Below are 12,653 nucleotides of genomic sequence, written 5' to 3' on the forward strand. Positions count from 1 at the left end.
CCTATGTCGCTACGCTCCCTCCCCCCGCTCTCGCAGCGCTGCGCGCTGCGGGCAGGAGGACGCCCCCAGCACGGCGGGGCGGCCCTTGCGCGGGGGCTCTGGCCTGGTCTGCGCCCACAATATGCGGCGCAGGCGGCGCAAGTGCCATGGCACCTTGAACCCCATCGCCGGGAGGCAGCACCATGAGCCTGCTCAACGTCGGTGCCCGGGCCCTGCTGGCCAACCAGGTGGCCTTGCAGACGGCGGGGCACAACATTGCCAACGTCAGCACGCCGGGCTATTCACGCCAGAGCGTGGTGCTGTCCACCGTGCAGGGCCAGTTCACGGGAGGCGGGTACATCGGCAAGGGGGTCAACGTTGACACCATCATCCGCAACCACAGCGAGCTGCTGACGCGCCAGGCGGCCTCGGCGGCGTCGGTGTCGGCGGGTGATGCGATCCGTTCCACGCGCCTCAACCAGTTGCAGGACGTGTTCGCCGGTGGTACCGCGGGCCTGGGCGCAGCCATCAACGACATGATGAACGCCTTCTCGGACGTGGTCACCGCGCCCACGGACCTGTCGGCGCGCAACCTGGTGCTCACACGCATCGACGAAACCGCAGGTCGCTTGCGCACCGCGGCGGAGCGCCTCGACGAAATCCAGGCCACGGTACGCTACGAACTGGACGGCGCGATCAACGACATCAACACCATTGCCAAAAGCCTGGCTTCGGTGAACGAGCAGATTGCACGCGCCAAGGGCTCCGGGCAGCCGCCCAACGACCTGCTGGACCAGCGCGACACGCTGATCCGCGACCTCAACCGCTACCTGCAGACCACACAGGTCGAAGCCGACGACGGCACCATGAGCGTGTTTGTGGCCTCCAGCCAGCCGCTGGTGCTGGGCACCACGGCCGCCACCCTCAGCATCGACAACGCCAGCCTGTACCCCGGCAGCGGGGATTTGAAGGTCGTTTTCCATACCGCTGGGGGCGCCTCCATCGAGCTGAACGAAGGCATGCTGGGCGGCGGCGAAGTGGCGGGCCTGCTGCGCTTCAACAACAGCGACCTGGCCGAGGGTCGCAACCTGCTGGGCCGCATGGCCGTCGCGATCAGCGAATCGATGAACACCCAGCACCGGCTGGGCCTGACGCTGGATGGCCAGGTGGGCGGCAACCTGTTCACCCCCATCGCACTGGCCGATGCCCGCGGCGCCAGCACCAATGTCTCCGGCGCCACCATTGGACTGGCCGTGTCCGACCCCACGCGGCTGGCTGCATCCAACTACGAGATCAGCTTCACGGCCGCCAACGCAGGCAGCGTGCAGCGCCTGTCGGACGGCAAGTACTTTGAATTCGGCCCGGCGCTGCCGCCGCCAGGCTACACCAGCCTCAACGCCCTGTTTGCCGACCAGGGGCTGGCGCTGACCATCACCGGTGCACCGGTGGCGGGCGATCGCTTCCTCATCAACTCGCTGCAGGGCGCGGCCAACAACATCGACTCCATGGTGTATTCGCCGCGCGACCTGGCGGCGGCCAGCCCGGTCAACGCCACGCTGGGCCCCAACAACACCGGGCAGCTCAAGATGGCGAGCCTGAAGGCGCTCACCAACCCGCCCGGAGCAACGGTGCCGGTGACGCTGACCTTCACCGGCCCCAACACCTACACGCGCTCGGACACGGGCGCCGTGGTGCACAACTACGTGTCGGGCCAACCCATCAACTACGACACGGCCGTGCCTCCCACGGGCTGGTCCATCACGCTCAGCGGCAGCCCGGCGGCGGGGGACACCGTGGTCATCGGCAATGCGCTGAATCCCGCCTACGGCGACTGGTACAAGCGCAATGCAGGCAACGCCAGTGCACTGCTGGGCCTGCGCGACGTGAAGATGTTTGACGACGCGACCCTGGCCGACGGCTACGCCGGCCTGATGGCGCAGGTGGGCACACGCACGCAGAGCGCGCAGTTTGCCGCCCAGGTGTCTGAAAAGATCGCCGCCCAGCTCGAAGGCGACTGCACCGCCGTCTCCGGCGTCAATCTGGACGAAGAGGCCGCGCGTCTGATCCAATACCAGCAGGCTTACCAGGCTTCTGCCAAGATGATCCAGATTGCGCAGAACGTCTTTGACAGCCTGATTTCCAGCATGGGCCGCTGACCCGCGCAAGGAGCACTGACATGAGCAACACATTCATGCGCGTCGGTACCGCGAACATGTACGACAACGCCCTGCGCAACCTGGGTGAGCGCCATTCCAGCCTGGTGGGCCTGCAGGACAACCTGACCTCGGGCAAGCGCGTGGTGCGCCCCAGCGACGACCCGGTGGCCGCCGCCCAGGCCGAGCGCGCGCTCACCCGCATCACCCGCATCCAGACCGAGCAGCGCGCACTGGAAGTGCAGCGCAATGCCATCGCCCAGGCCGAAGGCTCTTTGGGCGATGCCGTCAACCTGGTGCAGGAAATGCGCGAACTCATGGTCAAGGCGGGCAGCGGCACGCTGACCCCCAATGACCGCAAGACCATTGCCCAGCAAATCCAAAGCCTGCGCGACCAGTTCATCGACGTGGCCAACCGCAAGGACACCAACGGACTGCCCCTGTTCAACAGCCTGGGCAGCGCGCTGCAGCCCTTCCTGGGACCATTGGCACCGCCGCCGGACTACAGCTTTGAGGGCCTTCCCGGCCAGTCGGCCGCAGACACCGTGTCCATCCCGCTCACGCTCGATGGCGATGCGGCCTTCATGTTCCGCCCCCAGCGCGATGGCGTGTACCACGCCAGCATCAGCACCACGCCGCCGGATCGGCAGTTTGGCACCACCGCCATCACCACCACCGACCCCTCGCTGGTGACGGGCGACAACTACCAGGTCGTCTTCAGCGGCGTGGGACCAGGGGCCACACCGGGCACGCTCACCGCCACCTACACCATCACCAACACCACCACGGCCGTGAGCCTGCCGCCGGTGACCGTGCCCGACTTCCCGGCCGACAAGCCAGTGACCATTGGCATCACCACCATCCCTGGCCTGAGCTTCGAGATCAAGGGCACGCCCGCCAACGGCGACACCGTGACCCTGGAGCCCAGCTCCAGCGTGTTCAGCGTGATGGACACCGCCGTGCGTGAGATTGGCGGCTCCCCCCACAGCAATGCCGCAGCGCAGGCCGTGGGCCAGGCGCTGGCCAACATCGACCGCGGCCTGGAGCGCATGCAGGCAGTGCGCGGCTACGCGGGCGAACTGCTCAACCGGGCCGACCGCATCACGGGCAACCAGGAAACCCGCTCCACGCAGCTCGAAGGCGACCGCTCAAGGGCAGAAGATCTGGATATGATCAAGGGCATCTCGGACTTCCAGAACCAGCAGGTGGGTTACGAGGCAGCGCTCAAGTCCTACTCCATGGTTCAGAAGATGTCGCTGTTCAACTTCATTTCCTGATAGTGCAATCCGTCCTTGGCAGTCTGGTTCTGGGCTACCGCCCTTTGTGGGGTGCAGCGCGTTCGCTGGCCGGTGTGCAGTTGTACGTGCGCGAGGCAGCCGCCGTGGGCGTGGATGCGCCCCACCTGCTGCGCACCGTGCAGGAAATGTGGTCCGCCAGCTCACCGCCACTGCTCATCTCGCCGCTGTCACGCCAGTTGCTGAGCGACCTGCTGGAACACGCACCGCGCGGCAGCCCCTGGATTCTGGTGCCCGGCCAGTGGCTGGGCGATTCGGCCCTGTTTGCCCAGGTGCAGGCCGCCCACCAGCGCGGCCTGCGGCTGGTGTGGCGCGGGCCGCTGGGTCGCCTGCCCGAGCCCGAGGTGGCCCGCTGCTTCGACAACAGCCTGCTGAGCCTGCAACCCGAAGAAGCCATGGCAGCGCTGCAGGCATCGCCCCCACCCCGCCCTGGTGCACCCCATCCCCCAGGGCATGGCACCAGCCCGGTGGTGGACGGGCAGATGTACGAAGACATTGCCAGCCGTGCGCTCATGTCCCACTGCCTGGATGAACACCGCGCCGTGGCCCTGGCTGGCTGGCCCAAGGAGGACGTGCTCTACAGCCTGCGCCACCAGCCCATGCAGCCGGCGCATGCCACCATCCTCAAGCTGCTCAAGGCCATCGACGCCGAGCAGTCGCTCGACGTGTTCGAGGGCATCCTGGGCGAAGACCCGCTGCTGGCCTACCGTTTCATGGTCTATACCAACTCGGCCTCGCTGGGCTTGCGTACGGGCATCGACTCGCTGCGCCGTGGCCTGGTGATGATGGGCTATGGCTCCATCCGCAAGTGGCTGGGCGACCAGCTCCCGCACGCCAGCACCGAGGCCGACCTGCGCCCGGTGCGCGAGTCCATGGTGCTGCGCGCACGCCTGATGGAGCAACTCATCGAGCCCGGCCTGCAGCACGAGCTGCGCAGCGAGGTGTACCTGTGCGGCCTGCTGTCGCAACTGGACGATTTGCTGGGCGAACCGGTGGGCACCATCCTGCACCGCATTCCCCTGTCCGACCGGGTGTTTGACGCCATCGTCATGAACCACGGCCCCTACGCCCCTTGCCTGCAAATGGCCCGCGCCCTGGAGACCGATGACGCCAGCGCCATCCACCAGCTCTGCACGGACCACGAGATGGAGCAGGAGGACATCAACCGCATCCTGCTGCGGACCCTGGCAAGTACACGAAGGGGCACTCCCGCCTGAGGCGCGGCGAGGCGGCCCTTGCGCGGCTGCCCGCGCGGGTTTCATGCCGCAGGCATCTGGTCGCGGATGCGTTCGAACACGGACCAGAACGCGGCATCCTGCGTGGTGCTGAAATTGATGCGCATGAGCGTGCTGGGCTGGCGGCTGGAGTGGAACAACGCCCCAGGGGCGAGCAGATAGCCCTCATCCAGCATGCGCTGAGCGAGTGCATCGGTGTCCACCCCGGTGTCCACCCAGCCGAACAGGCCCGCAGGTTCCGCCACGAAGCGGCAGCCTGCCTGCAGCGCCAGGCGCACGCTGCGCTCGCGCGCCTGGGCCAGGCGCAGGCGGATGCGCTCGGCGTGGCGGCGCAGCTGGCCCTGGTCTATGCACAGCGCCATGGCCTGCTCCAGCACCGAGGGGGTGGTCAATGTGGACAGCAGCTTGGTGTCGAGCAGCCGCTCGCACAGCTCGGCGGGTGCGGCGAGGTAGCCCACGCGCCAGCTCGGCGCCAGGATCTTGGCAAAACCACTCACGTAGATGGTGCGTTGCAGGCCGTCGAGCGCGCACAGGCGCGTGGCGTGCTCCGGCGCGATGTGGCTGTAGGTGTCGTCCTCGACGATATGAAAGCCGTGGCGCTGCGCCAGTTGCAGCACCTGGTGCGCGCTGCCGGGCGTGAGGCAGTAGCTGGTCGGGTTGTGCAGCACGCTCACACTCACAAACAACTTGGGCGCATGGGCCTCGCAGTAGCGCGCCATCACCTCCAGGTCGGGGCCCTCGGCGCGGCGCGGCACGGGCAGCACGCGCATGCCCAGGGCATCGAGCCGGGCAAACTCCACCGACCAGCCGGGCTCCTCGACCATCACCGGATCACCCGCCTTGAGCAGCGTGCGGCTCACGATGTCCAGCGCCTGCGTGGCGCCCACGGTGGTCATGATCTGCGCGGGGTGCACCGGGATGTTGAGATCAGCCAGGCGGCGTGCCAGCACCTGGCGCAGGCCCGCATCGCCCTGGGGTTCACCATAGTTCAGCGCACCCGAGGCCAGTGCTCGCCCGGCGGTGATCTTGCGCAGCGCGGCCGGCATGAAGCGCGCTTCCTCCAGCCACTGCGGTGGCAGCACGCCCGCACCGGGCTGGGGCTTGCCCGAGCCCTGGTGGAACATGCCCCGGATCAGCGCCGTGGCATGGATTTGCGAACCCGAGGGCAGAGGAAAAGGCTCCGGCCGCTCCGTCTCATTTGCTACTGATTTGATAGCATTTTGCGCTTGTCCATATTGCCCTGCAGCCCGATTTTGTGTCAAATCCCGCACATAGAAGCCACGCTGACGCCGTGCCTCCACCAGTCCCTGGGCCAGCAACTGGTCGTAGGCGGCCACCACGGTGTAGGGGCTCACACCCTGCTGGCGCGCGCAGTCGCGCACCGAGGGCAGGCGCGAACCGGCAGGCAGCAGGCGCGAGCGGATGCGTTCGGCAAAGCGCTCGGCGAGCTGGTCGGTGAGGGTGCGGTGGGGGCTTTTGATGAGCATGGCGCAAGCTGTACCGCCCTGTGCACCAGCACAGTTCGGTGATTTGTCAGAAAAACTGTGCTGGAACTGTAGCGGAAATTGGCCCTACAGTGCATGCAACTGTTCGACACAACCCATGCCCTTGTCCGAATTCACCGCCCTGCTGCTGCTCGCCACGGCCATGAGCTTCTCGCCCGGCCCGAACACCACGTTGTCCACCGCACTGGCGGCCAACCGGGGCTTGCCGCACGCCATGCGCTTTGTCTGCGCCGTGCCCGTGGGCTGGTCTGCGTTGCTGCTGCTGTGCGCAGGCGGGGTGGGTGCGCTGGTGCTGGCAGCGCCCATGCTGCGCCTGGCGATCAAGGCCGTGGGCATTGGCTACCTGCTGTGGCTGGCCTGGAAACTGAGCCAGACGGCAAGTCTGGCCGCTGCCGACAGCGCGCGCCTGGACGTGGGCTTCTGGCAGGGCACGCTGCTGCAGTTCGTGAACATCAAGGCCTGGCTGCTGGCGCTGACCATCGTGGCGGGCTGGATCGCCGGGCGCCCCGACGCGCTGCAGCGCCTGGCCGTGGTGCTGCCGGTGATGCTGCTGTTCGCATTTTTCAGCAACCTGGCCTATGCAGCCACCGGTGCGCTGCTGCGCCAGTGGCTGGCCCAGGGTCGGCGCCTGCTGTGGTTCAACCGCGCCATGGCCGGCGTGCTGACCGCCACCGCCGCCTGGATGACGACCGCCTGACCCGTCCACCCCACCACCGCCCGGAGCCCGCCATGCGCACCTCGCCCCCCGCCAGCGCCCCCCTGCGCCCTGCGCCCTGGCCCTGCCCAGGCCTACAGCCTGCACCGACAAGAAACCCGGGGCCTGGCCCTGGGCCTGCTGGGCGTGGCGATCTTCGCCCTCACACTGCCCATGACGCGCCTGGCCGTGGGCACGCCCGAGGCGCCGTTGATGTCGGGCCTGTTCATCGCCATGGGGCGTGCTGCGGTGGCCGGGGTGCTGTCCGCGTTGCTGCTCATCGCGCAGCGTGCCCCCTTGCCGCGCCGGGCCGACTGGGGGCCGCTGGCCCTCACCGCGTTGGGTGTGGTGTTCGGGTTTCCGTTGCTCAGCTCCATCGCCATGCGCCATGTGGGCGCCGTGCATGCCAGCGTGATCGTGGGCGCGTTGCCGCTGGCCACCGCCGCCGTGGGCGCACTGCTGCACCGCCAGCGCCCCTCGGGGGGCTTCTGGGCCTGCGCGCTGCTGGGCGCGGCACTGGTGGTGGGTTTTGCACTGCTGCGTTCGGGCACGGCAGGGCTGGCGCTGCACCCGGCCGACCTGCTGCTGCTGGGCGCCGTGCTGTGCGCCGCCGTGGGCTATGGCTACGGCGCACGCCTGTCGCAGCACCTGCGTGCCGACACGGTGATCTGCTGGGCGCTGGTGATCTCGCTGCCCGCCACGCTGCCGCTGGGGCTGCTGTCCTGGCCCGCAGCGCCCGTGCCCGCCTCGGCCTGGGCCGCGTTCGGCTACGTGGCGGTATTCTCGATGTGGCTGGGCTTTTTCGCCTGGTACCGCGGCCTGGCGCTGGGCGGCACGGTGCGCGTGAGCCAGGTGCAACTGGTGCAGCCCTTCCTGGGCATGCTGTTTGCCGTGCCGCTGCTGGGTGAGCGCCTGGACGCTGTGAGCCTGGGCTTCGGCCTGGCAGTGATGGCTACCGTTTTGGCAGGAAGGCGCATGCCCGTGCGTGGCAAACCCTGAATCCTATTTTTCCGCGCCAAGGTTAAGCTTGCAGGTCGGCTACACAATGGCCGCAAATTCGAACCTGCGCCCACCCTCAGCGCACCCTCAACTGGAGATGATTGCAATGACCCACTGGACCCTGGCCGCTCGGGCCGCCAAGATGAACCCCTCGGTGATCCGCGAGATCCTCAAGGTCACCGAAAAGCCCGGCATCATCAGCCTGGCTGGCGGCCTGCCCTCGCCCAAGACCTTCCCGGTCGATGCCTTTGCCAAGGCCTGCGAAGTGGTGCTGGGCCACGACGGCGCCAGCGCACTGCAGTACGCCGCCAGCGAGGGCTACGGCCCGCTGCGCGAGGCCATTGCCGAACAACTGCCCTGGGACGTGGACCCTGCCCAGGTGCTGATCACCACCGGATCGCAACAAGGCCTGGACCTGGTGGCCAAGGTGCTGATCGACACCGGCAGCCGCGTGCTGGTGGAAACACCCACCTACCTGGGCGCGCTGCAGGCCTTCACGCCCATGGAGCCTCAGGTGGCCGCTGTGGCCAGCGACGATGAAGGCGTGGTCGTGGACGAGCTGCCCGCCAAGGTGGGCAGCGGCGCCGACAAGGCGCGCTTCCTGTACGTGCTGCCCAACTTCCAGAACCCCACAGGCCGCACCATGAGCGAAGCGCGCCGCGCCGCGCTGGTGGAGAAGGCCGCCGCACTGGACCTGCCGCTGATCGAGGACAACCCCTACGGCGACCTGTGGTTCGACAACCCGCCGCCGCGCCCGCTGACGGCGCGCAACCCCGAGGGCTGCATCTACCTGGGCTCGTTCTCCAAGGTGCTGGCACCGGGCCTGCGCCTGGGCTATGTGGTCGCGCCCAAGGCGGTGTTCCCCAAACTGCTGCAGGCCAAGCAGGCGGCCGACCTGCACACCCCCGGCTTCAACCAGCGCATGGTGGCCGAGGTGCTCAAGGGCGGCTTCCTCGACCGCCATGTGCCCACCATCCGCGCGCTTTACAAGCAGCAGCGCGACGCCATGCTGGCCGCGCTGGAGCGCGAGATGGCCGGCCTGGGCGTGCACTGGAACAGCCCGCAGGGCGGCATGTTCCTGTGGCTGCGCCTGCCCGAAGGCCTGGACGCCACCGCACTGCTGCCCCAGGCCGTGGAGCGCAACGTGGCCTTTGTGCCCGGTGCCGCCTTCTATGCCGACCAGGCGGACGCGCGCACGCTGCGCCTGTCCTTCGTGACGGCCAGCGCCGCCCAGATCGACACCGGCATTGCCGCACTGGCCGCCACCATCCGCGCCGCCCAGCTGGCCTGACCGACCCACGCCACTCACCGCCAGCCCAGGAGCCACGCCCATGCCCGAACGCGCCTTTCAGCAGATCGACGTTTTCAGCCAGCGCCCGGGCGACGGCAACCCGCTGGCCGTGGTGCTGGACGCCCAGGGCCTGAGCGACGCCGACATGCAGCGTTTTGCCACCTGGGCCAACCTGTCGGAAACCACCTACCTGCTCCCGCCCACCGAGGCGGGCCTGGCCGCTGGGGCCGACTACCGCGTGCGCATCTTCAGCCCGGGCGGCGAGCTGTCCTTTGCCGGCCACCCGACACTGGGCAGTTGCCATGCCTGGCTGAAAGCCGGTGGCTCCCCGCGCGTGCCGGGCTCCATCGTGCAGGAATGTGCGGGCGGCCTCGTGCGCATCGAGCAAAGCGATGGGCTGCTGGCCTTTGCTGCGCCCCCCATGCAACGCAGCGCCCCCAACCCCGCGCTGCTGGCGCTGGTGACCGGCGCGCTGGGCCTGCGGCCCCAGCAGGTGCTGGCAGCCCAGGTGCTGGACAACGGACCGCGCTGGCTGGCACTGCTGCTGCCCAGCGCCGAACTGGTGCTGGGCCTGCAACCCGACCATGCCCGCCTCAAGGACCTGGGCCAGGACGTGGGCGTGGTGCACGTGGCCCCCAGCGCCAGCGACACCAGCCGCCCCGGTGTGACCGTGCGCGCCTTTGCCGCGCCCATGGGCAACCCCGAAGACCCGGTCACCGGCAGCCTCAACGGCAGCCTGGCGCAGTGGCTCATTGCCGAAGGGCTGGCGCCGCAGCGCTACCTGGTGGCCCAGGGCGAACGCCTGGGCCGCGCCGGGCGCGTGCACATCCGTCAGGACGAGCAAGGCCAGGTCTGGGTGGGGGGCCAGAGTGTGACCTGCATCCAGGGCACGGCCCTGCTCTGAGAACGTGTTCACAATCTGACGTCTTTCCCCCCCTATTGCCACAGGAGCCTCCATGCGCCAGCGCCCGTTCCAGCAAGTCGATGTCTTTACCGCCACCCCCTACCTGGGCAACCCCCTGGCGGTGGTGCTGGACGCAGAAGGTTTGGCCACCGAGGCCATGCAGCAGTTCACCAACTGGACCAACCTGTCCGAAGCCACCTTTGTGCTGCCGCCCACGCCCGAGGGCCGCGCCGCCGGGGCCGACTACCGCGTGCGCATCTTCTGCCCCGGCGCCGAGTTGCCCTTTGCGGGCCACCCCACGCTGGGCACCTGCCATGCCTGGCTGCAGGCGGGTGGGCAACCGCGCACGCCTGGTCGCGTCGTGCAGGAATGCGGCGTGGGCCTGGTCACGCTGCGCCAGGACGGCGAGCGCCTGGCCTTTGCCGCGCCACCGCTGATCCAGAGCGGCCCCCTGGACGAGGTGGATGTGGAACGCATTGCACGCGGCCTGGGGGTGGCGCGCAGCGACATCGTGCACCACGCCTGGTGCCACAACGGCCCGCACTGGCGCGCCGTGCTGCTGCGCTCTGCCGAGCAGGTGCTGGGCTTGCGGCCCGACCCCGCCACGCTGGGCGGGCTGTCCATCGGCGTGGTGGGCCCGCGCAGCGCCGCACGCCAGGCCGCCGACGGCTGCGCCTTTGAAGTGCGCGCCTTCTTCCCCGGCAACCACGGCCTGGCCGAGGACCCGGTCACCGGCAGCCTGAACGCCGCACTGGCGCAGTGGCTCATCCCTGCCCACCTGGCACCCCGCAGCTACGTGGTCAGCCAGGGCACAGCCCTGGGCCGCGCCGGGCGCGTGCATGTGGACCAGGAAGGCGCCCAGACCTGGGTTGGCGGCCAGGCCGTCACCTGCATGCGCGGCGAAGTCCGCCTGTGATCCCCCGCGCACCCTGCGTGGACCACCTGGTGGTGCTGGCCACCGACCTGGCCAGTGGCGCCGCCTGGTGCGAGCACACGCTGGGCGTGGCCCCGGCCGCCGGGGGCGAGCACCCGCTCATGGGCACGCACAACCGGCTGTTGCAGCTCAGCGGCCCGGCACACCCGCGCGCCTACCTGGAGATTATTGCTATCAATCCAATAGCTACTCCCGCAATACCCACGGGCGCAAAGCGCTGGTTTGATATGGATTGCAAGGCCCTGCAAGCCCAGGTGGCACAGCACGGCCCCCGGCTGATCCACTGGGTGGCCGCCGTGCCCGATGCGGCAGCCGCCTGCGCTGCACTGGCCGCGCAAGGCCTGGAGCGCGGCGAGATCCTCAGCGCCAGCCGCGCCACGCCCCAGGGCCTGCTGCAATGGCGCATCACCGTGCGCCCGGACGGCCAACGCCTGCTGGACGGTTGCCTGCCCACGCTCATCGAATGGGGCGCACAGCACCCCTGCGATGCCCTGCCCGAAAGCAGCGTACGCCTGCAGTCGCTGGAACTACGTCACCCCCAGGCCCCCACCCTGACTGCAGCCTGCCAGGCCATGGGCCTGGACGGGCAGGCGGCCGTGCAAGCCGCTGCGCAGCCCTGTCTGCGCGCCACGCTGGCCACGCCGCATGGCCTGGTGACCCTGACCTCTTGATGCCCCCCATGACCCACCTGCTCCCATCCCTTGCCGACATCGAAGCCGCCGCCACAGTGGTGTACCGCGACTTCCCCCCCACGCCCCAGTACCGCTGGGGCCTGCTGAGCGAACGCCTGGGCACCGAGTGCTGGCTCAAGCACGAGAACCACACACCCGTGGGTGCCTTCAAGATCCGAGGCGGCCTGACCTATTTCGACCAGCTCGCGCGCCGCGGCCCGCTGCCACGCGAGGTCATCAGCGCCACACGCGGCAACCACGGCCAGAGCATGGGCTGGGCCGCGCGCCGCCATGGCGTGGCCTGCACCATCGTCGTGCCGCGCGGCAACTCGCTGGAGAAGAACGCTGCCATGCGCGCACTGGGCGTCACGCTCGTCGAGCATGGCGATGACTTCCAGGAAGCGCGCGAGCACGCCCTGCACCTGGCCCAGGAGCGCGGCGCGCACATGGTGCCCAGCTTCCACCCCGACCTGCTGCGCGGCGTGGCCACCTACTGGTGGGAATTCCTGCGCGCCGTACCGCAACTCGATGTGGTCTATGTCCCCATCGGCCAGGGCTCGGGCGCCTGCTCAGCCATTGCCGCCAAGCGTGCGCTGGGCCACGGCGTGCGCATCGTGGGCGTGGTGAGCCGCCACGCCACCACCTACGCCGACTCCATCGCCGCAGGCCGGGTGATCGAAGCACCGGTGACCACGCAACTGGCCGATGGCATGGCCTGCCGCGTGGCCGACCAGGCGGCGCTGGACATGCTGATCCCGCACCTGGACCATGTGGTGCAGGTCAGCGACACCGAAGTGGCCGCCGCCATGCGCGCCCTGTTCACCGACACACACAACGTTGCCGAAGGCGCAGGCGCCGCCGCCCTGGCCGCCGCGCTGCAGGAGCAAGGTAGCCTGCGCGGGCAGTGCGTGGGCCTGGCACTCACGGGGGGCAATGTGGATGCGCCCGTGTTCAGCGAAGTGTTGTCGCGGTAAGGCAATGCCGCGCCCCCGT

At 69.0% G+C, this 12,653-nt stretch carries 11 protein-coding genes; 10 read left to right on the top strand and 1 reads right to left on the bottom strand.

Annotated elements, in window-relative coordinates:
* Positions 1 to 182: 182 nt before the first annotated feature.
* From flgK to MJ602_RS08080, 3 genes are read left to right on the top strand one after another with little or no spacing between them, the layout of a single operon-like run.
* The gene (flgK, locus tag MJ602_RS08070) at positions 183 to 2,135 is read left to right on the top strand and encodes a flagellar hook-associated protein FlgK (protein ID WP_243020301.1); all 1,953 of its coding nucleotides are present in this window, start codon (positions 183 to 185) and stop codon (positions 2,133 to 2,135) included.
* A gap of 20 nt (positions 2,136 to 2,155) precedes the next feature.
* Positions 2,156 to 3,409 (top strand): flagellar hook-associated protein FlgL, encoded by a 1,254-nt coding sequence (flgL, locus tag MJ602_RS08075; protein WP_243020302.1) that lies wholly within the window; start codon positions 2,156 to 2,158, stop codon positions 3,407 to 3,409.
* Entirely contained in the window at positions 3,409 to 4,644 is a 1,236-nt protein-coding gene (locus MJ602_RS08080) for an HDOD domain-containing protein (RefSeq protein ID WP_243020428.1), read from the top strand. Before flgL ends, MJ602_RS08080 begins: the two co-directional genes overlap by 1 nt.
* A gap of 41 nt (positions 4,645 to 4,685) precedes the next feature.
* Here the strand turns inward: MJ602_RS08080 and MJ602_RS08085 are convergent, their stop codons facing one another.
* Positions 4,686 to 6,149 carry an aminotransferase-like domain-containing protein gene (locus tag MJ602_RS08085; RefSeq protein ID WP_243020303.1) on the bottom strand — a complete coding sequence of 488 codons (1,464 nt, stop codon included), beginning with the start codon at positions 6,147 to 6,149 and terminating at the stop codon, positions 4,686 to 4,688.
* Positions 6,150 to 6,264: 115 nt separating this feature from the next.
* Between MJ602_RS08085 and MJ602_RS08090 the strand changes: the two genes are divergently transcribed.
* From MJ602_RS08090 to MJ602_RS08120, 7 genes are all read left to right on the top strand, one after another.
* The gene (locus tag MJ602_RS08090; protein WP_162015119.1) at positions 6,265 to 6,864 is read left to right on the top strand and encodes a LysE family translocator; all 600 of its coding nucleotides are present in this window, start codon (positions 6,265 to 6,267) and stop codon (positions 6,862 to 6,864) included.
* A gap of 69 nt (positions 6,865 to 6,933) precedes the next feature.
* Positions 6,934 to 7,860, top strand: coding sequence for a DMT family transporter (locus tag MJ602_RS08095; RefSeq protein WP_423246698.1), 927 nt, complete (start codon positions 6,934 to 6,936; stop codon positions 7,858 to 7,860).
* A gap of 106 nt (positions 7,861 to 7,966) precedes the next feature.
* Positions 7,967 to 9,151, top strand: coding sequence for an aminotransferase-like domain-containing protein (locus MJ602_RS08100; protein WP_243020304.1), 1,185 nt, complete (start codon positions 7,967 to 7,969; stop codon positions 9,149 to 9,151).
* A 40-nt stretch (positions 9,152 to 9,191) separates the two neighbouring features.
* Positions 9,192 to 10,055, top strand: coding sequence for a PhzF family phenazine biosynthesis protein (locus MJ602_RS08105; RefSeq protein WP_243020305.1), 864 nt, complete (start codon positions 9,192 to 9,194; stop codon positions 10,053 to 10,055).
* 52 nt (positions 10,056 to 10,107) lie between these two features.
* Positions 10,108 to 10,971, top strand: coding sequence for a PhzF family phenazine biosynthesis protein (locus tag MJ602_RS08110; RefSeq protein WP_243020306.1), 864 nt, complete (start codon positions 10,108 to 10,110; stop codon positions 10,969 to 10,971).
* Positions 10,968 to 11,660, top strand: a complete 693-nt coding sequence (locus MJ602_RS08115) for a VOC family protein (RefSeq protein ID WP_243020307.1) — start codon at positions 10,968 to 10,970, stop codon at positions 11,658 to 11,660. Before MJ602_RS08110 ends, MJ602_RS08115 begins: the two co-directional genes overlap by 4 nt.
* Positions 11,661 to 11,668: 8 nt before the next feature.
* Positions 11,669 to 12,634, top strand: a complete 966-nt coding sequence (locus MJ602_RS08120; RefSeq protein ID WP_243020308.1) for a threonine dehydratase — start codon at positions 11,669 to 11,671, stop codon at positions 12,632 to 12,634.
* Positions 12,635 to 12,653: the final 19 nt, after the last annotated feature.

The organism is Simplicispira sedimenti (assembly GCF_022760965.1).
GTDB classification, from domain to species: Bacteria; Pseudomonadota; Gammaproteobacteria; order Burkholderiales; family Burkholderiaceae_C; genus Simplicispira; species Simplicispira sedimenti.